A 20,400-nucleotide genomic window follows, 5' to 3' on the forward strand; every position below is an offset into this window, starting at 1 on the left:
GATAGATTAGTTCTCGACCTCGAACGGTGGGAGTGACAAGTGTGGCGGGATTCCGATGGACTCGCTGATCAACGCCGCCGCGCACGCGCTCGCGGCGGGTGATCCGCTCGGCGCGCTGAACCGGGTCGCGTTGCGCGATGACGCGCCGGCGCTCGCGCTGCGCGGCATCGCAATGGCGCAGCTCGGCGATCTGGTTCGGGCGAAGACATTGCTGCGCCGTGCGGCTCGCGCGTTCGGTCCGAAAGAGGCGGTGGCGCGCGCGCGCTGTGTCGTCGCCGAGGCCGAAGTCGCGCTCGTGTCGCGCGACCTGAACTGGCCCACGAAAGCACTCGATGCCGCGCGCGCAACGCTCGACGCGCACGGCGATCATGTGAATGCCGCGCATGCGCGATATCTCGAAGTTAGACGTCTATTGCTGATCGGACGTCTCGACGAAGCCGAGCGCACGCTCGACGGTCTCGCTTCTGCAGCACCGCTGCCGCCCGCGTTGAGCGCTGCGCACGAACTGGTCGTCGCGGGGATCGCGATGCGTCGTCTGCGCACGCAACCCGCACGTGCCGCGCTCGACCGCGCCGCGCGTGCGGCTCGCGATGCGGGCATCGCCGCGTTGACCGCGGAAGTCGACAGCGCGTCGCACGTTCTGAATACGCCTGCCGCGCGTCTGATCGCGCGCGGCGCCGAGCGGCTGCTTCTGCTCGACGAAGTCGAGGCGCTGCTGACGTCGGCAGCGTTTGTCGTGGACGCGTGCCGTTACGCGGTACGCGATGCGCACCAAACGGTTTCGCTGGCGACACGCCCCGTGTTGTTTGTGCTTGTACGCGCGCTCGCGGAGGCGTGGCCGCAAGACGTGCCGCGCGACACGCTCATCGCTCTCGCATTCCGGACGAAGCATGCTGACGAATCGCATCGCGCGCGGCTACGGGTCGAAATCGGACGGCTACGCGCGATGCTGCGGCCGCTCGCGCGTGTGAGCGCGACGCCGCGCGGGTTCGCGCTGCTGCCTGCTGCGGCGCAGGAAGTCGCGGTACTGGCACCGCCCGTCGACGACCCGCATGCGACCGTGCTCGCGTTCCTCGCCGACGGTGGCTCGTGGTCGAGCTCGGCACTCGCGCTTGCGCTAGGCACGAGCCAGCGTACCGCGCAGCGCGCGCTCGACGCGCTGGCGGCGACGGGCAAGGTGCAGTCGTTCGGTCGCGGGCGCGCGCGTCGCTGGACTACGCCGCCGGTGCCCGGATTCGCGACGACCTTGTTACTCCCCGCTCCACTGCCGGGCGATTAGGATCGAACCATCCATCGTCCACTATAAAAGAGGATCGACACATGAAACGATCGGCGGCAGAAATCATCCGTGAATATGGGCCTTTCCCGGGCATCGACCATGTGCATGGCGTGAGTTACGACGGCCGGCAGGTCTGGATCGCGACTGGCGACACGCTGAGCGCGCTCGATCCCGCGAGCGGCGAGAAGCAGCGTTCGGTCGACGTCGCGGCGCATGCAGGGACCGCATTCGACGGCCGGCACCTGTTCCAGATCGTCGAGGATCGCATCGAGAAAATCGATCCGCAGACCGGCGATGTGCTTGCGACGATTCCGTCGCCCGGCGGCGGTGGCGACTCGGGGCTCGCGTGGGCCGAAGGGACGTTGTGGGTCGGGCAGTATCGCGAGCGGAAGATTCATCAGATCGATCCCGCGACCGGCAAGATCCTGCGCACGATCGAGTCGAATCGCTTCGTGACCGGTGTCACGTGGGTCGACGGCGAACTGTGGCACGGCACGTGGGAAGGCGATCAAAGCGATGTGCGGCGTGTCGATCCGCGTACGGGCAACGTGCTGGAGAGTCTCGACATGCCGGAGGGCACCATGGTGTCGGGGCTTGAGTCCGACGGCGGCGACCGGTTGTACTGCGGTGGTGGCAGCAGTGGGAAAGTACGGGCGGTTCGCCGGCCGCGCCGGAATACCAGGGATGCGGGCGGCTCCGCGAGCGAGTAAGCAAAACGGACCGCAGCAGGGCGTGCGTCGAAACCGTCGGACCGAAGAAGGTATCGCACGATGCGCATCGGCGCGGCCGCTATCGCATGGTGCATGCCTAACCCGCTACGCGGCCTCTGCAAACAGAGGTCGAATCACTGCGAAGGTTTCTTTGCCTTCGCCTTGCTGTTCTTTGGCGAGGCGACAGACTTCCATTTGTCGTCATCGAGCAGCCGCTCGAACAAGCGGTCGCGCTGTTTATCGGAGAGCGGGCACAACCCGAGCAACGCATTGAAGGCGAGGCCCTTGGCCGCGGCCCAGCGCACCAGCGCCATGTCGGGATCGGTGGCTTCTTTCTCGATAGTCTTGATATTCGGCACGTCGGTCGTGCGGATCATTTCCAGCAACGTCGCATCTTCGACCAGCGCCGCTAGCACCGCACGCGCGACCGGATGCGGTTGCTTCATCGCTTCGCGCGACACCGCGATCTGCGCGGAAAGCGTCGGCTCGGTCGCCGAAGCGGCCTTGCTCGACAGATAGTCGGTCGCGAACTGCTGAAAATGCTGCGTCTGATATTCAAGCAGCGCCTTGATGATGCCGCTCTTGGTGCGGAACTGATGCAGCAGTCCCCCCTTGCTGATCCCGCTTTCGCGCGCGAGCGCATCGAACGTCAGTGCGCCGACACCGTCGCGGGTAAGAATGACGAGCGCCGCCTGGATGGCGGTCTGACGGGATCGTTCGGAACGGGTGGGGTTGTCCATATTCTCTCGAGAAAGCGTCAACGGCTGTTCGCGCCGGTGTGACGGTGCATCGCATTGCGAATGCCGGAGCCACCGCTGCCGGCGGCCTGCGATGCGCGATTCTATCAAGCCGGCAACGCGTCTTCTTCGTCGCCGGTCTGGAGTGCGGAAAGCGCGTCGGCGCAGTTTCCTGCCCGGCCACAAGAACCAGTATGAACCATTGCCTTAAGAAAACAAACCGTCTGGACGGTTTACATCGAGCACAAGCGATGTTACGCTCGCGACTCAAATGACTGAGCCTGCATGTCCATTCACGTGCACGGCCCTTGAACGGAGGTTCGAATGGTTAACGTGAACGGCGCGCGGCGCGTTCTGATCGGGGCTGCGTGCATCGCGCTGGCGGGTTGTGCGGGCGTACAGCCGGTCGCGTATTCGGGTATCGATTCGTCGTCGTACCTGAAGACGAACACGCACGACACATCCGGCCGCATCCCGTACCGGTATTCGACTCAGGTCGACTGGCGCAGCTATACGAAGGTCATCGTCGATCCGGTCACCGTCTATCGCGGGGCCGATGGCCAGTTCGGCGATCTGCGCGACACGGATAAGACCGCGCTTGCGGACTACATGAAACGCACGTTCGTCGACAAGCTGGGTAAGCGCTTCGTCGTTTCCAGCGAAGCGAGCCCGAACACGATGCGCGTGAAACTGACGCTGACGGGTGCCGAAACCACGACGCCGTTCCTCGGACCGGTATCGCGATTCGATATCGCGGGCGGTCTCTACAACGGCGTGCAGGCGATACGCGGCGGCAAGGGATCGTTCACCGGTTCCATCACATACGCGGTGGAGGTCTTCGATGCGTCGACCGGTCGTCTGCTGGACGCCTACGTAACGAAGCAGTACCCGAATGCGATGAATATCGGGGCGGCCTTCGGCTCGCTAGGCGCGGCAAAAACCGGCATCGACAAGGGCGCCGACGCGTTTCTTGCCGGCCTGAACTGAACGGCCGGGTGTTTCTTGCCATGTTCTCGCCTGCGATCCACGACACCGTGCTTACCGTGGCCGATTTCGTCGCGCAACGCATGCCGCCGACGCTAACGGTCGTGCTCGTCTTCGCGATCGCGTACCTCGTCGTGGGCATACCGGTTCACTTCCGGCGCGGTGCCGAATCGCGGGACGTGCTGGGATCGCTGGCGGGATTGTTTGCCGGGCTGATGTACCTCGTGTTCCTGCTTGGCGTTTATCCGGGTCTGCACAGCGTGCATCTCGCCGATGCGCCTCCGCGCGTCGCATCGCATGCGACGCCGCGTTGAAGTGCGTCGACTTGCATCGCGGGACGTGTTGCGGGCATTCGCTCAAGGCAGCGCGATGAAATTTATCCGTGTATTCGGAGGCAAGATGCGATTGGGATCGATCAAGCGGTTCGCACGCAAAGTGTACGAGGTCGTCGTCGGACGGTTGTGAAATGAAACAGGCGAAGCATGGGTGAATCACGCACGACGTGCACGCGATGCATCCGGCTTAAGCCTTTCGCGCACGAGTCCACGTAGATGATCGCGATCGCGAACAGGCGTCGGCTGCCGTCGCTCGTGTGGTTGCTGCCGCTCGTCGCGGCATCGATCTGCATCGTGCTGCTCGTGCGCAGCGTCGTTGCGCGCGGACCGGCTGCGACGATTGCGTTCTCGACGGCTGAAGGACTGGAGGCAGGCAAGACGCGCGTCAGGTATCGGAACATCGATATCGGTCGCGTGGAAGCGATCCGTCTGTCGAGCGACCGGTCGCACGCGCTGGTCGACGTGCGGTTGACGTCGGCGGCGAAATCGTTCGCTGTTACCGGCTCGCGTTTCTGGGTCGTGCGTCCGCGCATCGGCGTGACCGGCGTGTCGGGCCTCGGGACGATGCTCTCGGGTGCCTACGTGGCCGTCGACCCCGGTCGGTCCCGCGAGGCACGCGCGGCATTCGTCGGCCTCGATACGCCGCCCGCCATCACCGGCGACCGCACTGGCCGCCGCTACGTACTGCATGGCGAGTCGCTGGGCTCGGTCGACGTCGGCTCGCCCGTCTATCATCGCCACGTCGAAGTCGGACGCGTGCTGGGCTTCTCGCTTGACAGCGGCGGTGGCGGCGTGACGATCGACGTATTCGTCGATGCGCCGTACGACCAGTACGTCGGCACGCATTCGCGCTGGTGGCAGGCGAGCGGTCTCGATCTGCGGCTCGACTCCAGCGGTCTGAACCTGAACACGCAATCGCTTGCGACGATCCTTGCGGGCGGCCTCGCGTTCGACGGTTCGCCGCGACAACAGGTGGGAACGCCGGCCGCGGACGGCGCATCGTTTCGCGTGGCGAGCGACGAGACCAGCGCGATGCGCGCGCCGACGGAGCAACCCGCGCCGGTGGTGATGATGTTCGACCAGTCGTTGCGGGGACTTGCGGTCGGTGCGCCGGTTGATTTTCGTGGCATCGAGTTCGGCTATGTCACCGCAATCGACGTCGAATACGATCCGGACAAGCGCCGCTTCGTGATGCCGGTCACCGTCGACCTGTATCCCGAACGGCTCGGGCAGCGTTATCGCGAAGCGCTCGGCCGCGGCGATACGGCGGCGGCCAAGGCGCTGCTGCGCAAGCTCGTCGCCGACGGCCTGCGCGGACAGCTGCGCACCGGCAGTCTTATCACGGGGCAGCGTTACGTTGCGCTCGACATGTTTCCGAAAGCGCCACCGGTCACGATCGACACGGACCGCATGCCGATCGAACTCCCGACGGTGCCGAACACGCTCGAGGAACTGCAGGACCAGATTGCCGATCTCGTGCAGAAGCTGAACCGTCTGCCGTTCGAAGAGATCGGCAAGAACCTGAACGGCACATTGCGCAACGCGGATGCGCTGTTTGCGCGGCTCGACACCGAACTCGCACCGCAGGCCGTCGACACGCTGGTCGCCGCGCAACGCACATTCGATAGCGCTCATGCAACGCTGCAGCAAGACTCGCCGCTACGCTCCGACGTGCATCAGGCGTTGACGCAACTCACGCAGACGCTTCGAAGTCTCAATCAACTCGCGGACTACCTGGAGCAGAATCCGCAGTCGTTGCTGTACGGCAAGCCTCGCGATGCGCAGCATTAGCGGTGGCGCGCTCCGTTAGATCGACTTCACTTCGCCGCCGTCCATCCGCAACGTCGAACCTGTCATCCATTTCGCGCCCGGCGACACGATGAACGCCATCAGCTCGGCGATTTCCTCGGGCTGGCCGTAGCGGGCGATGCCTGCTTCGCGCGGAAACCTCGCGGTCGCTTCCTCGACGCTCATGTTGTGCAGCGGCGCCCAGTGTTCGAGATACGACTGCCGACGCCCGGTCATCACCGGGCCGGGCAGCACGCTGTTGACCTGCACGCCGTCGCCGATGCCGCGATCCGAAAACGCCTTCGCCAGCGCGACGATCGCCGCGTTGATCGTGCCGACCGCCGCGTACGGAGCCTTCGGAAACAGCGCCGAATTGCCGGACATCAGCACGACCGAGCCGGACGTTTCCTTCAACGAAGGCCACGCCGCGATCGTCAGACGGCGCGCGCCGTGAAGCTTCAGCGCGAGGCCGTCTTCCCATTGCTGGTCGGTCATTTCGAGAACGTCGATCTGCGGCACCGCGCCTGCGATGTTCAGCAGCGCGTCGATCTGTCCGAATGACGCGAGCGTCTGGTCGACCACTTCCTGCGCCGCTTCAGGGCGGGACAGATCGAGGTCGAGCACGAGCACCTCGGCGCCGGCTTTTTTCACGTCGGTTGCGGTCTGTTCCAGATTGTCCCGGTTGCGCGCGACGACGGCGATCGCAGAAAAATCCCGTGCGAGCCGGATGGCGGTCGCACGTCCGATACCCTGGCTCGCGCCGGTCACGATGGCGACTTTCTTCGACATGACGTTTCTCCTTGATGTGATTGAACGGGTAGGGGCGACAAGCACGGCGATCAGTGGATGATCACCCTCTTTCCACCCGCACACCCCTTTACTTAGCGTGTCAAAAACTCTTTGATCGCACCGGCGATTTCGACCGCGTGCGTTTCGAGCGCGAAGTGGCCAGTGTCGAGGAAGCGCACCACCGCATCGGGGATATCGCGCTTGTACGCATCGGCGCCGGGCGGCAGGAAGAACGGATCGTGCTTACCCCAGATGGCGAGCAGCGGCGGCCGGTGCGTGCGGAAATAGTCCTGAAACTCGGGGTACAACGCGACGTTGCTCTTGTAGTCGCCGAACAGGTCGAGCTGGACCTCATCCGAACCGGGGCGGCTCAGATAGAAGCTGTCGAGCGAATAGCCGTCGGGCGATACGGCGGTCGTGTCGGGTACACCGTGTGTGTACTGCCATTGAACCGCTTCGGGTGCCAGAAACCCTCGCAGCGCATCGCGGTTCGCTTGCGACGGGTCGCGCCAATACGCCTGGATCGGATTCCAGCCGTCGCTCAGACCTTCTTCGTATGCGTTGCCGTTCTGCGAAATGATCGCGGTGATCCGCTCGGGATGCCGGACCGCGAGACGGAAGCCCGTCGGTGCGCCGTAGTCGAACACGTAGACCGCGAAGCGATCGAAGCCGATCACTTCGGTGAAGCGGTCGATCACGTTGGCGAGGTTGTCGAATGTGTACTTGAACGTGTCGCGTGACGGCATATCCGAGCGACCGAAGCCCGGCAGATCCGGTGCCACGATATGGAAGCGGTCGGCCAGCAGCGGAATCAGGTCGCGGAACATGTGGCCCGAGCTGGGGAAGCCATGCAACAGCAGCAGCTTCGGTGCACCGGTGCGGCCGGCTTCGCGGTAGGACACGTTGAAGCCGTCGACGTCGGCCTGGCGATAGCTGATAGAGGACATGAGATTTCTCCTGGGTGATTCGATGACGGTTGGGGGGCTGGGTTGCAAAGAGGCGATGAGGTTGCGTACTAGCGCGTAGAGACAGCCTGTACCGCTTCGAGCACGATGTCGGTGACGACATCTGGAGCGGTCACGCTCGGTGTGTGATCGACGTCGTGTTCGTGCACGCGGGCATTCATCCGGTGTGCCATGAAGCGCTGCGTTTCCGGATTGATCATCCGGTCCTGCCCGGCGACGAGGAACCAGCTCGGCCGGTCCTTCCACAGCGGACGACCCAGCGCGACACCGATAGACGCCGCTGCGATCGGCCGCTGGATCGACGCGAGCACGGTGAGTTCTTCCGGCGCCGCATGCTGGGCGAACGCAGCTGCGAACGCGTCGTCCGGTAGCCAGATCAGGCCGTGCGCGTCCGGCGCCAGCGCGGGTGCTTGCGGATGCACAGTGCCGCGATAGAACACGTCGGCGACCGTTTCGCCTTCATCCGGTGCGAGCGCCGCGACGTACACGAGCGCCGCGACCTTGTCGCTGCGTGTCGCGCCGATGACCGCACCTGCATACGCGTGACCGACGACCACGACCGGCCCTTCGATGCGTTCCAGCGTGCGATCGAGCGCGGCGACATCCGCATCGAGCGACGTCAGCGGCAGCGGCGCTGCGACTGCATGGATACCTTGTGCAGCCAGACGGCTAATCACCTTGCTCCAGCTCGAACCGTCCGCCCATGCGCCGTGCGCGAGCACCACCTTCACGTTGCCAGAAGACATTTCCTGCTCCTTTGTCGAGACACCAATAGTAACCGTTAAAATCGTTGAATGAAGGTTACTAATTGACAATGTAACTTGTCAAGAGCTTTTTTAATGGTTACACTGTTTCACATGACGAACTGAAAGCTGGGGCCTTGAATGGACTACCGACACCTTCCTGCCATCCTCGTGGCCGACGCACCGGGCCTCGATTTCCTGAATTCGATTGCGACGCCCGCGACCGAGCCGGTCGACTGGATCGGCGACGGAGAAGGTTTGCTGTCGTGGCTGGAACAGGCGGGCTTCGTGTCGCGCAATACGATTGACACGCTCCGCGCGCAGGCGACGCCCGGCGAACTGGATAACGTCGCCGCGCAGGCGCGCGATCTGCGCGAATGGTTCAGGGTTTTCGTGCGACGGACGAAGGGGCGGCGTCTTGCCGCGAAAGATCTGCGCGAGCTCGAACCGCTCAACCGTTTGCTTGAACGGGACGAGGGTTACGGCGAGATCGTCGCCGGTGAACGTGGCGCGGCGACGCCATTGGAATGGCGCGCGACGCGACGCTGGCGCTCGCCGGAATCGTTGCTGCTGCCGATCGCGGAAGCACTCGCGAAACTCGTATGCGAGGAAGATTTCTCGCTGGTAAAGGCGTGCGAAGGTCCGCAGTGCACGCTACTGTTCGCCGATCACACGCGCGGCCACGGACGCAGATGGTGCAGTATGGCGCTGTGCGGCAACCGCGCGAAAGTCGCGGCTCACCGCAAGCGTATCAAGGAGCAGGCAGGCGGCTGAGCGGTTCGCGCGACGGCGTGTATTTCATTCGGCATAAGCAGGAGGACGCAGGATGAACGGCATCAAGGGAATTGCTTTCGATCTGTACGGCACGTTGTTCGACGTGCATTCGGTGGCCGCGCGCTGCGACGACGCGTTTCCGGGGCGCGGTCGGGAGATCAGCGCGCTGTGGCGGCAAAAGCAGCTCGAATACACGTGGCTGCGCAGCCTGATGCAGCGCTACGTCGATTTCGAGCAGGCGACGGAAGACGCATTGCGCTTCGCGTGCCGGCAACTCGGACTTGAACTTGACTCACGTACGCACGACACGCTGCGCAATGCGTACCTGCAACTCGCGCCGTTCGCCGAAGTACCCGGCACGTTGCGCGAACTCAGGCAACGCGGGCTGAAGCTCGCGATTCTATCGAACGGCTCGCCGAAATCGATCGATGCGGTCGTGAGTCATGTGGGACTTCGCGGCGAATTCGACCATCTGCTGAGTGCGGATGCGGTGCACGTCTACAAGCCCGATCATCGCGTGTACGAACTCGCCGGGCAGACGTTGCAACTGGATCGAACGGAGATCCTGTTCGTGTCGTCGAATGCGTGGGATGCGACGGGCGCGCGCTCGTTCGGCTTTCCGACGTGCTGGATCAACCGGAGTGGCAACGTCTTCGAAGAGATGGGGCAGAAGCCCGATTGGGAAGTGACTGGCTTGCAGGGGCTGGCGGCGCTGTTCGAGTGACAGCCGAAGCAACAATAAAAAAAATAATCCGACTTTGTGTAACCGAACCCCGTGCTGCATCGATATACCGTATGGCGCGCGCTTGTTGATCGCGCCGGTGCAACTTCCGTGTCGGCGTGTTCTGCCGACGCGCCAATACGGGAATCATGCATGAAGCCGTTTTCTTTGCTGCTCCGCCTGGCCGATCCATCGTGGCTGGCCTCGAAACTCCAACGCTTCGCGCCTTTACCGATACGCATCGCGATCGGGTATGGCTTCATCGCGCATGGCATCGCAAAGATCGAGAAGCATCCTGAGCATTTCGCAGCGATTCTCCATGCGCTGGGCGTGCCGGCTGCGCACCTGATGGCATGGGCGACGATTGCGATCGAGTTACTCGGAGGGCTGGCCATCCTCCTGGGGGCATTCGTGCCGATCGCAACGGTGCCGATGCTCGTCGTGCTGCTCGTCGCGACGGCCACGGTCCATCTGCAATACGGATTCACGTCGATCAAGCTGATGGACGTCGTCAGCGGTGTGCCGCAGTTCGGGCCGCCGGGTTACGAGACGGATCTGTTATATGCGGTGGGGCTGCTGACGCTGGTGTTCGGCGGGAGCGGACCGCTCGCTGTCGATACGCTGCTGCGTCCGTGGTATGCGCGCATCCGCGGGCAATCTCACACGCGTTAAGGCGCGCGCTGAACGCGCGAAATCCGCTACACGCTTTCGAGCACCGCCGTCGTGCGGACCACGGTCGCGAACTCGTCGTGCAGACTCGCGAGCGCGGTCTCGTGCATCTGTTCGGCGGTAAACGTTTTGCCGTCGGGACCGCGCCGTCCGAACGTCGCCGTCGCATCGGAGACGAGGTACGTGTCGAAGCCGAGGTTGCCTGCCATGCGCGTCGTCGTCGACACGCAGTGGTCGGTCGTGATGCCGACGATCACCAGCGTCTCGATGCCGCTTGCCCGCAACCGCTGTTCGAGATCGGTGCCGATGAACGCGCTGTTGACGTCCTTGTAGATCACCGGTTCGCCGGGTAGCGGCACGGCCTCGGGCTTGACAGCGAAGCCGGGGCGCTCCGGATGAAACAGGCTCTCCGGTCGCGGCGAGCGATGCTGAATGTGAAAGACCGGACGCCGCGTATTGCGCCATGCGGCGAGCAGCGTCGCGACGTTGGCCTCGGCGGCTGGGTTGTTGCGCGGACCCCAGATCGGGTCGTCGAAGGCCTGTTGCACGTCGATCACGATCAGGGCGGCGTCGGGCGGCAGCGGCTTCATGCGAGTTTCCTTGCGATGAGGTGAGAGAGCGATCGAACGCCATCATGCCAGCGTCGATCGGCGCGGCGCAACCGTTGCGCCATCCGCGCGGTAGGGCGAACCGTCTCTCCCCATGTCCGGACACAGCGGTGCCCGCATTGTCGCGCGATCGCATGTTCAACGATTACGAAAGCGCCGGGCAATGAGCCGGATCACGCATTCGTCGATGCGTCCCAACGTGCGATCGCGCGTGCACCTGGTCGCTAACCATCAGTAGCGCACCGACTGCTTTCCGAGACAATCTTCCGTTGAATAAGCGGACATCTGGGGACACTACGGCTAACATAGCGGTGCGCATCGACTCGTACGTTTGCGCCCCAATACGGCCATATTTAACAATTTTGACGTGAGTTCGACCTGAGATACGACGTCCGATGGATTCAAACTCGACCTTGATGTCGGCTGCCGCATCGGTCCTGCTGGTCGACGATCAACCGATGATCGGCGAGCTGGTGCGGCGCATGTTGGCAAGCGAGAAAGACATTGCGCTTGACGTTTGCCTCGACGGCCGCGAGGCCGTTACGATGGCTGCGACGCTCAAGCCCACGGTGATCCTGCAGGATCTGGTGATGCCCGGTGTCGATGGGCTGGATGTCGTGCGCAGCTATCGCGCGGACCCGGCCACTGCGGGCATTCCGGTGATCGTGCTGTCGTCGCGCGAACAACCCATCGTGAAGAGTGCCGCGTTCGTCGCCGGCGCGAGCGACTATCTCGTCAAGCTGCCCGACGCGATCGAGCTGATCGCGCGGATTCGCTATCACTCCAATTCGTATGTCGGCGCATTGCAGCGCAAGGAAGCGCTCGATTTCCTGTCGCACGACATGCGCTCGCCACAGGCTTCGATTCTCGCGTTGATCGAGAGTCATCGCACCCAGCACGGCACGCTGCCGCCGGTTCTCGAGCGCATCGCCACGCATGCGAGCGCCGCGCTCGCGCTGGCGGACGGTTTCACGCATCTGGCGCGCGCGCAGTCCGAGTGGCTGCACCTCGATACCGTCAATCTCAATGACCTGTTGATCGTGGCCGCCGACCAGCTATGGGAAAAGGCACGCGCGAAGGGCTGCCACATCATGGTCAGCACGCCGCCGACGGAATCGCTGTGTCATTGCGACCGGCTGATGCTGACGCGGGTCATCTCGAACCTGCTCGATAACGCACTGAAATACGGGCCGCCTCAATCGGAGGTGCGTTGCATGCTGTCGTCCTCGGACGACGCGTGGCTGATTGGCGTCGAAGACGCCGGGCAAGGCATCGCCGAGCATGAACACGAGAAGGCGCAGCAGCGCTTTGCGCGCCTCGATTCGCAGATCGCGAACAAGGTCGAGGGCTGGGGACTCGGTCTCGCGTTCGTCAACGTCGCGGCGCAGAAGCATCGGGGAACGGTGGCGATGCGCCGGACCGATCGCGGCTTTCTGATCGAGGTAGCCCTGCCGCGCGGCGCATCGGCGATCGAACCATAGGCGGCGCAACGTGGACCTCGCCCGTTCGTTTCGATAGATTCGCAAAACTTGCATTGATGGTGAACGGCGTGTCGGGGCGCGGCAGTGTCGATCGCTGTCGTCTATCCTGCGTATCCCATTCATCCTGAACGCCAGCCCGACGTGGCATCACACGCGGCCCCCGACTCGTCGCACCTCTTCGATCGTCCACTACGCGTGGACGGTCGTTCAATCATCCCGCATGCCGTTCGTCGGAGGTCGCTCCGCGCTCCGCGCGCACGTGTGTTCGTCCCCCAGACATGACGAGGCACTCAAGATGCGGGACATTCGTTGATTCTCTACTTAAATCAATAATCTCTTTTCAGAGAATAAATCGAATGGTTTCCAGAGTGATACTGCACGCCACAGACAAAAAGATGGAGACGGCATGAACGGCGCGCAACGCATCGACGACACATGCAGCATCACAGTCCGAAATCGAACGCGTTCGATGCACGGGGCGCGGCTCGACGAAAGCCCGCGTTGCCACGCCTCCGGGTGACACGCTAACCGGCGAAAAAAACGGCCGGACATTCCTGGCAGGGAACAGGCAGTCCTCGTGCGAGGAAGGGCGTCGCTTTGCCCAAAAAATAATGAATGGAGACAACGGATGAACAAGCTTGCGATGAGTGCAGCGGCGACGTTGCTTACGCTGACGAGTCACGCTGTCCAGGCTCAGAGCAGTCTCACGCTGTACGGCAGAATCGACGAAGGCCTGACGTTCGTGGACAACGAGGGAGGTGGCCATAACACGAAGCTCGATAGCGGTGTGCTGTACCCGAACATATGGGGCCTCGCGGGTCACGAGGACCTGGGCGGCGGCAACACGGTGGTGTTCAAGCTCGAGGGCCTGTTCGATCTGAACAACGGGAAAATGCTCCCCTCCAACACGGAATTTGCACACCAGGCCCTGATCGGCGTGGAGACGCCTTACGGCAGGATCACCATGGGCTATCAGTACGACATGGCCTTCGATTTTTTCAACCAGTTCAACGTGAGTGCGCTCGGCAGCGGCTATGCGGTGCATCAGGGGGATTTCGATCACACCAACAACGACCGGATGCCGAACTCCATCAAATACACCAGCCCGACCATCGAAGGATTCCAGTTCGCTGCGATGTATGGCTTCAGTAATACGGCAGGAAGCTTCCACGACGGCAGCGCGTGGAGCGTGGGCGGACAGTACGCAAACGGGCCATTGACGATCGGTGCGGACTATACGTCCGAGGCCACGCCGACGCTGGACCCCTACGCGCAGATCGGCTTGCGGACCTTCTTCGGCGTACCGACCGTAACAGGGACCGGCAATTCAGCCAGCGATCTCCAGCCGGCATTCACGCTCCATTCGCTGGACACATTCGGCATCGGCGCTTCGTATGCGATCGGCGATGTCACTCTTTACGGCAACTTTACCGATACGACGCTGAAATACCAGGGCGAGGCCTCTGTGATGCACGTCTATGAGGGCGGTGCGACGTATCAGGCCACCCCGTTCCTGCAGTTCGTATTCGGATACCAGCATACTGGCTTCCAGGGGCACAAATGGAATCAGGCGACCGCTGCAGCCAGCTATTCACTCTCGAAGCGGACGCAGATCTACCTCTCGTCGGATTACGTGAAGGCATCGGCAGGCGTTGATGCTGTGCTCGGCGACACGCTCGGACCCTCGTCGGCCAGTCAGCAGGCCGACGTTCGCATTGGAATCGTTCACGGTTTCTGACCGTGACGAAACTTCAAACCCTGATTGGAGAAATGGACACATGAAACGCGTTTATGCAGGTATGGCGGCGATGGGTGCGCTGGTATGGAGCACCTTTGCGTGGAGCGCCGCGTCGGCGGACAGTCTGCCGAAATGGACCGCCAATATCCCGGTCAAGGTCGCGCAGCACTTCGCGTTCGACACGAGCGCAACGGCGGACGGAAAGTACTATCTCGCCGACGGATCGAATGCCGCGCTCGACGTATTCGATGCGAAAACCATGACGCTGCTGGCCCAGATTCCCGGCGATTTCGCCGGCGTGGGAAAGAGCTTCGATACCTCTGCGCCGGCCGGCGTGACACCGGTGCCGGGTACGTCGCTGGTCTACGTGGGCGATGTCAACGCGGTCAAGCTGATCGACGTGTCGGAAAAGAAGCTGGTCAAGACGATCGCCGTCAGTACGTCGGGACTTCGTGCCGACGAGGGTTGTCTCGACGCGGAACACCACGTCGTGATGTACTCGAGCGGCGGCGAAAAGCCGCCATTCGCAACCTTCATCGACACCCGGACTCAGGCGGTCGTCGGCAAGCTCACGCTGCCGGATTCCACCGGTCTCGAAGCGTGCGGCTACGACCCGAAAAACCGCAACTTCATGTTGAACAACGACGGGACCAAGGCTCATCCGAAGGGCGAGGTCGATCTCATTCCGGTTGCGTCGGTGCTTGCAGGAAAACCGCGGGTGTCACACGTGTTCGGGCTTGAAGGATGCGGGGCACCGACCGGGATCGCGATCGGACCGCGCAACGATGCGCTGATCGGCTGCGATCCCGACGAGGGCGGCAAACAGACGACCTTGATCATCGACCGCAGTAGCGGCAGGACGCTCGCCGAGCTGCCGTTCGGCGGCGTGGATCAGGTCACCTATGACCCGGTCTCGAAACGCTACTTCCTGCCCGCAGGCCATCGCTCCGCTGACGGCATTTCGCAGGTCGGTCGAAAGGACGCGAAGTTCGATTCGGCGCTCGGCGTCGTCGATGCCGTTACGCGACGTCTCCTGGGCAGCGTTCCCACAGGCGTTCATGCGCATTCGGTTGCCGTGGACGGCAAGTTGAACCGTGTTTTCGTCCCGCAGGCAGGCGGTGCCGACGCCGAATTTTCCAGCCCGGGAGTATCGGTATTCACCGCGCGGTAACGGCGATGGTCATTTTCCTTCAGGCAGATCGCAGCCGTTCGATCCGCCTGAAGGAGTGAAAGCCGCTACGCGCGTTCGTGTTGCCGCGCGCATCGAGACATCCATCAAAGGATCCATGTGATGACGAACCCTTCGAATCCGGATTCGCGCGGCGAATCCGGTCTAATCAGTAAAGTCCCGCAGATCACGTTGATGTTCTGGGTCGTCAAGATTCTCGCGACCACGGTGGGCGAGACCGGCGGCGACGCGCTTTCCATGTCGTTGAACCTGGGTTACGCGATCAGCAGCCTTATCCTCCTCGCGTTTTTCGCGGTCACGCTCACGGCCCAGATGGCGTCGGAACGCTATCACGCGATCGTCTACTGGCTCGTGGTGGTCGCCACCACGACCGTCGGCACGACGACATCGGACTACCTGGATCGCACCGTTGGCCTCGGCTATGTCAAGTCCTCGATCATGCTGTTTTGCGGTGTGCTGCTGGTCCTCTTCATCTGGCATCGCGTCGCCGGAAAGGTCAGGTTCGAGGACATCGCCACCCGGAAAGAAGAGCTTTTCTACTGGCTGACGATTCTGGTGTCCAATACGCTCGGGACTGCACTCGGTGATTTTGTTGCGACCAGCGTCGGTCTTGGATTCGATGGCGGTGCGCTGATATTTTCCGGGCTGATCGCGATCGTGGCCGCGACCCGCTTCTGGTCAAAGCGGATTCCCGCCAGCGTGCTTTTCTGGGCGGCCTATATCCTTACGCGTCCCCTTGGCGCAACGCTTGGCGACACCCTCACCAAACCGCATAGCGAAGGGGGACTGGCGTTGGACCGCATCACGTCTTCACTGACGATTGCAGCCGTGATGGCGGTGGGGATCGTCTACATGTCGATACGAAAGGAACGCCGTTCGACGCCGTCCGGCCAGACATTGCTGGACTGAATCCGTGGCGAAGCGCGGTTCAATGGATACTGCTACGAACTTGCTTCCCGCGATCGAACGGGCGGCGGTGTAGAGTTCACGCTGGAGGGAAACGTCAACGACGGGCGGGTCGTCGACGAGTCTGAACCGCATCCCCATGTTCGATCGAGGAGACGCAGTATGAATCAGGTTGCCGACATGCCGGCCGGTCTGACCGGTCTAGAACAGTTGCGGCGATTGCTGGGCGTGGAGACGCGACCGCCGATTGGCGACACGCTCGATTTCTATCTGGCGGAAGTGGAAGAAGGCCGCGCTGTGTTCGAAAGCGTGCCGACCCTGCGCCTCTACAATCCGATCGGCACTGTGCACGGGGGCTATACGGCGACGCTGCTCGATTCCGCCTGCGGCTGCGCGGTCCATTCGCGGCTCAGTCCGACCCAGGCCTACACGACGCTCGAACTGAAGATCGCGTATCACAAGGCGATCACCGTCGACACGGGCAAGCTGCGAGCCGAGGGACGCGTGCTGACCATCGGTCGCCGAGCGGCATTTGCCGAAGCGACGCTGACCGATGAGGCCGGCAAGCTTTACGCGTCGGCGACGTCGACGCTGCTGGTGTTCGAGCGATAGCGGGCCGACTCGTTGTCGCTTAGTGCGCAGGTTCAGCTTCGGCAGGCGCCTCGCGGTCGGGCGCGCACGCGCAATGCGTATCGTCGCTGCCTGGTGCCAGAGCCTCTTCATCCGCATGGTCATGCGCATCCTGATGCGTTTTCGCAAGCGCCGATAGCCGGGCGAGGTCGGCGCTGCCGAGAAAATGCGACGCTTCCGCTGATGCCGACATCCATAGCGGCAACGCATCGACAAGCACCGACTGACCGTATGGCGTCAACATCAGACGACGCCGGCCGCGGTCGCGTTGCCCCGCAACCGCGACAACCAGCGCGCGGCGCGTGAGAATGCTCAGTTGAGCGGACACGTGCGACGCTTCCAGATTCATCTCGTGAGCGAGTTCGCTGACTGTTGGCGGCTCGTCGCGATGCAGCAGCGCGAGCAGACAGAACTGCGCGGAACTGATGTTCAGCGAGCGCAGCGCATCGTTGAGAAGGCGCGCGATTTCGCGCATGCCGCGCTGTGCGAGCAGATGGCTGAGACTCGATTCGCTCGCGCGGGCGAGCAGCGCGGCGTTTTCCGGCGACAGCGGGCGTGCCATACGTTGAATTCCTGTTCGTGACGGCGCCCGGCAAGGCGGCGCCGCGTTACTACGAGCCGCCTTGCGTTCCTGCAACGTGTTCCGTCGCGGGCGCCGGCGTGGACAGTTTGCCCACCAGCGACGGCCCGCCGACCAATGCAACGACGAACGCAACTACGACGACGACTGCTGCCATACGTTTTCCGGTCCTCTGGGTTTGTCTCTTGCTTCTGTTACTTCTCTTACTTGATACCTCAACGGCCTTCGCTACCGTTCGAGCCGCCCGGCAGCCCCGTGACGGAGCGCACGATGTCGCGATTGCGCTGTTCCGCTGCTGCCGCATTTGCAGGATAGTGGCCAAAGATCGACCGGTGCGTTGACGGTGCGCCGACTTGCGTGTGCCCGACCGGGTCCGAACCGCGATCCGAATAACTGGAAGGCGTGGCCGCCTGATCTGTTTCCTGAGCATGGCCGGCGGCTGCGAAACTGGCGAGCAAGACCGCGGCGAGGCTCGACATCCATTGACGATGCGTGCGTGACATACCAACCTCTCGAACAGGGTTAAGCCGCTGCAGGCGCACGCGTCGCCTGATGGCGACCGGCGATGCGTACGGCAATCGGCGCATGGGTACACGTTAGACGGGACGGGCGGCGGGATAAAGACGCGGAAAGTGAAAAGAGTGCTTTAGTAATGTGAACAATCGATAGCCGGGCCGGATGGGTGTCCGGCGGACCTGTGTTGCACAGGCCCCGCGCAGCGAGCGGCAGCCGCCGCTTGATTCGTGTCTAGTTCGTGCGTTTCGGCACGCCAGTGCTGACGGTCATGTCGAACAGCGCTTCGGCTTCGGCGAGTTCGTCGAGGGCCTGTTCGAGTTGCAGTACGGCGAGCGAATGTTCGATTAAGAGACTTTCAGGCGCCACTTCGCCGCGCACGGCGCGAAACGCGAGATCGACCTTGCGCGACGCGCGAACGAATCGTTCCGCGGCGTTGGCTTCACGTGAACGGGCGATGACCGACATGTCTGAACCTCCATTCCTTTGTACCGATAGAGCGGTGTTTGCGCTCGATCTGCGTAGCTTGCCAGGAACTTGGTCGAAGTGCCAGGACCTTGTTGCGATTTCTCGCCCGGTACTGTTAACTTTCGCGTGGCTGTGTTAACTTATTGCGCTGTTTTTGCAGGCTTGTTTCAACCCATACGTACAGCGCGCTTACATCATCGGCATGTGCAGATGATGCGGGTCGTTCAGCGTATCGGCGACGCGTTGCAGCGCTTCGCGGCAGTCGTCGCGAAGCTGTGGTCCGCCGAGGCAGAGACGCACCGCGTTCGGTGGATTGCCGTCGGTTGAAAACGCCGCGCCGGCCACCGCGCCGACACCCTGGTTGCGCAGTTGCAACGCGAGTTCCGATGCGCTCCAGTCGCAATGCGCGGGAATCGGGAGCCACAGGTGAAAGCCGTCCGGATGCGCATCGTAGGACCAGCCGGCCAGTTCCTGCGCGGCGATCGTCTGGCGCGCATTCGCTTCGGCACGGATCGCGTCGAGCATGTCGTGCGCGGTGCCGTCGTTGACCCACTGCGTGGCAAGCATCACCGTGAACGGACTCGGCATCACGGTCGTTGCGCGCAACGCACCGGCCACCCGCTGCGCCTGACGTGCACCGGGCGCGCGCAGATAGGCGACGCGCAATCCCGCACCGAGCGTCTTCGATAACCCCGTCACGTAGTACGTCAGCTCCGGCGCGATGGCCGCGAGCGCTTCAGGCGCCTGCTGCGGCAGCAGCGCATACGCGTCGTCTTCGATGATCGGCACGCTGTAGCGCAACGCGACGTCGGCCAGTGCTATGCGACGCTGCATGGACAGCGTGAGCGTGCTCGGGTTCTGCAAGGTCGGGTTGCAATAGAACGCGCCGGGCTTTTCGGCTTTGCACAGCGCTTCGAACGCGTGCGGCAGCGGTCCGTCATCGTCGCGCGGCAGCGCCTGCAGGCGCACGCCCAGTTGCGACGCGATCGCCTTGATGCCCGGATACGCGAGCGTATCGAGGCAGATCGTGTCGCCGGGCCGCGCGAGTTGCGACACGAGCGCGACGAGCACGCTATGAATGCCGGGACACACCAGCACGGTGTCCTCTTCGCAATCGGGTAGCCGCTCTTTCAGCCAGTTGCGGCCCGCCGCGCGATCTTCCGGCGCGCCGCCGAAATCCTGATAGCGCAACAGACGGTAAGGATCCGCGGAGGCGAACAGCTGCGCCGACGACTCGCGCAAACGTGCCGCGAGTTCGGGCGGTTCCGGTGGCATGTTCATCGACATTTCGACACTGCTGCCGCCCGCGAGCGGCAGCGTCTGCGTGCGTCCGCGCACGAATGTACCGCTGCCGGCGCGCGCATCGAGCAGGCCGCGCTTGCGCGCTTCCGCATACGCGCGGGCGACCGTCGTGTAGTTCAGCTGCAGCGTGCTCGCAAGATCGCGCAGACCGGGCAGCCGGTCGCGCGGACGCAGCCTGCCGCTCGCGAGATCCTCTTCGATCAGATCCGGTATCACGAGATACGCGGGCTTGCGGCTTTCGGCAAGCCTTTTGATCCAGTGATGCGTCGAGTCGTTCATGGCCGTTTCCGATGCAATTGCAGCGAACTTTCAGCGAGTTTCCAGCGCGGATGCGTGAATGAAACATAGCATGCCGAATAAAAATCGCGCGTATCCGATTGCATGTTTTTCGGGTGCTGATCGCATTGATCGCATTGATCGGATGAGTGCACTCTTTCGGTGTGTGCCGCACCAGCGATACGCGCATCGATGCGGAATGACGTGTCGCGTCG

At 63.0% G+C, this 20,400-nt stretch carries 23 protein-coding genes; 13 read left to right on the top strand and 10 right to left on the bottom strand.

Annotated features, from left to right (window positions below):
• Positions 1 to 55: 55 nt before the first annotated feature.
• Positions 56 to 1,279: a helix-turn-helix domain-containing protein gene (locus tag ACREXZ_RS11510; RefSeq protein ID WP_431764184.1), complete on the top strand. Its 1,224-nt coding sequence runs from the start codon at positions 56 to 58 to the stop codon at positions 1,277 to 1,279.
• A gap of 41 nt (positions 1,280 to 1,320) precedes the next feature.
• Positions 1,321 to 1,989, top strand: coding sequence for a Vgb family protein (locus ACREXZ_RS11515; protein ID WP_431764185.1), 669 nt, complete (start codon positions 1,321 to 1,323; stop codon positions 1,987 to 1,989).
• 134 nt (positions 1,990 to 2,123) lie between these two features.
• Here ACREXZ_RS11515 and ACREXZ_RS11520 read toward each other — a convergent pair whose 3' ends face one another.
• Positions 2,124 to 2,729 carry a TetR/AcrR family transcriptional regulator gene (locus tag ACREXZ_RS11520; RefSeq protein WP_431764186.1) on the bottom strand — a complete coding sequence of 202 codons (606 nt, stop codon included), beginning with the start codon at positions 2,727 to 2,729 and terminating at the stop codon, positions 2,124 to 2,126.
• A 321-nt stretch (positions 2,730 to 3,050) separates the two neighbouring features.
• Between ACREXZ_RS11520 and ACREXZ_RS11525 the strand changes: the two genes are divergently transcribed.
• From ACREXZ_RS11525 to ACREXZ_RS11535, 3 genes are all read left to right on the top strand, one after another.
• Positions 3,051 to 3,713, top strand: a complete 663-nt coding sequence (locus ACREXZ_RS11525; RefSeq protein WP_431764187.1) for a DUF3313 domain-containing protein — start codon at positions 3,051 to 3,053, stop codon at positions 3,711 to 3,713.
• 20 nt (positions 3,714 to 3,733) lie between these two features.
• The gene (locus ACREXZ_RS11530) at positions 3,734 to 4,024 is read left to right on the top strand and encodes a hypothetical protein (protein WP_431764188.1); all 291 of its coding nucleotides are present in this window, start codon (positions 3,734 to 3,736) and stop codon (positions 4,022 to 4,024) included.
• A gap of 237 nt (positions 4,025 to 4,261) precedes the next feature.
• Positions 4,262 to 5,836 carry an intermembrane transport protein PqiB gene (locus ACREXZ_RS11535; protein ID WP_431764189.1) on the top strand — a complete coding sequence of 525 codons (1,575 nt, stop codon included), beginning with the start codon at positions 4,262 to 4,264 and terminating at the stop codon, positions 5,834 to 5,836.
• A gap of 15 nt (positions 5,837 to 5,851) precedes the next feature.
• On the opposite strand, the gene ACREXZ_RS11540 is transcribed toward ACREXZ_RS11535, so the two are convergent.
• The 3 genes from ACREXZ_RS11540 to ACREXZ_RS11550 form a co-directional block, all read right to left on the bottom strand.
• Complete coding sequence (locus ACREXZ_RS11540; protein WP_431764190.1) at positions 5,852 to 6,622, bottom strand: SDR family oxidoreductase; 771 nt, start codon at positions 6,620 to 6,622, stop codon at positions 5,852 to 5,854.
• Positions 6,623 to 6,714: 92 nt separating this feature from the next.
• On the bottom strand, positions 6,715 to 7,569 hold the full coding sequence (locus ACREXZ_RS11545; protein WP_431764191.1) for an alpha/beta fold hydrolase: 855 nt from the start codon (positions 7,567 to 7,569) through the stop codon (positions 6,715 to 6,717).
• Between the two features lie 68 nt (positions 7,570 to 7,637).
• Positions 7,638 to 8,333, bottom strand: coding sequence for an alpha/beta fold hydrolase (locus tag ACREXZ_RS11550; RefSeq protein ID WP_431764192.1), 696 nt, complete (start codon positions 8,331 to 8,333; stop codon positions 7,638 to 7,640).
• A gap of 138 nt (positions 8,334 to 8,471) precedes the next feature.
• Here ACREXZ_RS11550 and ACREXZ_RS11555 point away from each other — a divergent pair, with 138 nt between their 5' ends.
• From ACREXZ_RS11555 to ACREXZ_RS11565, 3 genes are all read left to right on the top strand, one after another.
• On the top strand, positions 8,472 to 9,104 hold the full coding sequence (locus ACREXZ_RS11555; protein ID WP_431764193.1) for a CGNR zinc finger domain-containing protein: 633 nt from the start codon (positions 8,472 to 8,474) through the stop codon (positions 9,102 to 9,104).
• Between the two features lie 52 nt (positions 9,105 to 9,156).
• Entirely contained in the window at positions 9,157 to 9,828 is a 672-nt protein-coding gene (locus tag ACREXZ_RS11560) for a haloacid dehalogenase type II (RefSeq protein ID WP_431764194.1), read from the top strand.
• A gap of 150 nt (positions 9,829 to 9,978) precedes the next feature.
• Complete coding sequence (locus ACREXZ_RS11565; RefSeq protein WP_431764195.1) at positions 9,979 to 10,497, top strand: DoxX family protein; 519 nt, start codon at positions 9,979 to 9,981, stop codon at positions 10,495 to 10,497.
• A gap of 26 nt (positions 10,498 to 10,523) precedes the next feature.
• Here the strand turns inward: ACREXZ_RS11565 and ACREXZ_RS11570 are convergent, their stop codons facing one another.
• The gene (locus tag ACREXZ_RS11570) at positions 10,524 to 11,084 is read right to left on the bottom strand and encodes a cysteine hydrolase family protein (RefSeq protein ID WP_431764196.1); all 561 of its coding nucleotides are present in this window, start codon (positions 11,082 to 11,084) and stop codon (positions 10,524 to 10,526) included.
• A gap of 413 nt (positions 11,085 to 11,497) precedes the next feature.
• Here ACREXZ_RS11570 and ACREXZ_RS11575 point away from each other — a divergent pair, with 413 nt between their 5' ends.
• The 5 genes from ACREXZ_RS11575 to ACREXZ_RS11595 all read left to right on the top strand — a co-directional run bounded on the left by ACREXZ_RS11575 (position 11,498) and on the right by ACREXZ_RS11595 (position 17,028).
• Positions 11,498 to 12,583, top strand: a complete 1,086-nt coding sequence (locus tag ACREXZ_RS11575) for a hybrid sensor histidine kinase/response regulator (protein ID WP_431764197.1) — start codon at positions 11,498 to 11,500, stop codon at positions 12,581 to 12,583.
• 628 nt (positions 12,584 to 13,211) lie between these two features.
• Positions 13,212 to 14,321 carry a porin gene (locus tag ACREXZ_RS11580; protein ID WP_431764198.1) on the top strand — a complete coding sequence of 370 codons (1,110 nt, stop codon included), beginning with the start codon at positions 13,212 to 13,214 and terminating at the stop codon, positions 14,319 to 14,321.
• A gap of 40 nt (positions 14,322 to 14,361) precedes the next feature.
• Positions 14,362 to 15,492 (top strand): hypothetical protein, encoded by a 1,131-nt coding sequence (locus ACREXZ_RS11585; protein WP_431764199.1) that lies wholly within the window; start codon positions 14,362 to 14,364, stop codon positions 15,490 to 15,492.
• A 165-nt stretch (positions 15,493 to 15,657) separates the two neighbouring features.
• Positions 15,658 to 16,419, top strand: coding sequence for a COG4705 family protein (locus ACREXZ_RS11590; protein WP_431764246.1), 762 nt, complete (start codon positions 15,658 to 15,660; stop codon positions 16,417 to 16,419).
• A 159-nt stretch (positions 16,420 to 16,578) separates the two neighbouring features.
• A complete protein-coding gene (locus ACREXZ_RS11595) occupies positions 16,579 to 17,028 on the top strand; it encodes a PaaI family thioesterase (protein ID WP_431764200.1) in 450 nt (149 codons plus the stop codon).
• Positions 17,029 to 17,047: 19 nt separating this feature from the next.
• On the opposite strand, the gene ACREXZ_RS11600 is transcribed toward ACREXZ_RS11595, so the two are convergent.
• The 5 genes from ACREXZ_RS11600 to ACREXZ_RS11620 all read right to left on the bottom strand — a co-directional run bounded on the left by ACREXZ_RS11600 (position 17,048) and on the right by ACREXZ_RS11620 (position 20,188).
• Positions 17,048 to 17,608, bottom strand: a complete 561-nt coding sequence (locus tag ACREXZ_RS11600; RefSeq protein WP_431764201.1) for a MarR family winged helix-turn-helix transcriptional regulator — start codon at positions 17,606 to 17,608, stop codon at positions 17,048 to 17,050.
• Between the two features lie 49 nt (positions 17,609 to 17,657).
• Entirely contained in the window at positions 17,658 to 17,783 is a 126-nt protein-coding gene (locus ACREXZ_RS11605) for a hypothetical protein (RefSeq protein WP_431764202.1), read from the bottom strand.
• Between the two features lie 58 nt (positions 17,784 to 17,841).
• On the bottom strand, positions 17,842 to 18,129 hold the full coding sequence (locus ACREXZ_RS11610) for a hypothetical protein (protein WP_431764203.1): 288 nt from the start codon (positions 18,127 to 18,129) through the stop codon (positions 17,842 to 17,844).
• A 244-nt stretch (positions 18,130 to 18,373) separates the two neighbouring features.
• The gene (locus ACREXZ_RS11615; RefSeq protein ID WP_431764204.1) at positions 18,374 to 18,607 is read right to left on the bottom strand and encodes a hypothetical protein; all 234 of its coding nucleotides are present in this window, start codon (positions 18,605 to 18,607) and stop codon (positions 18,374 to 18,376) included.
• 189 nt (positions 18,608 to 18,796) lie between these two features.
• Positions 18,797 to 20,188 (bottom strand): PLP-dependent aminotransferase family protein, encoded by a 1,392-nt coding sequence (locus ACREXZ_RS11620; RefSeq protein WP_431764205.1) that lies wholly within the window; start codon positions 20,186 to 20,188, stop codon positions 18,797 to 18,799.
• Between the last annotated feature and the right edge of the window lie 212 nt (positions 20,189 to 20,400).

Origin of the sequence: Paraburkholderia sp. (assembly GCF_050742655.1) — a bacterium.
In the GTDB taxonomy this organism is placed as follows: domain Bacteria; phylum Pseudomonadota; class Gammaproteobacteria; order Burkholderiales; family Burkholderiaceae; genus Paraburkholderia.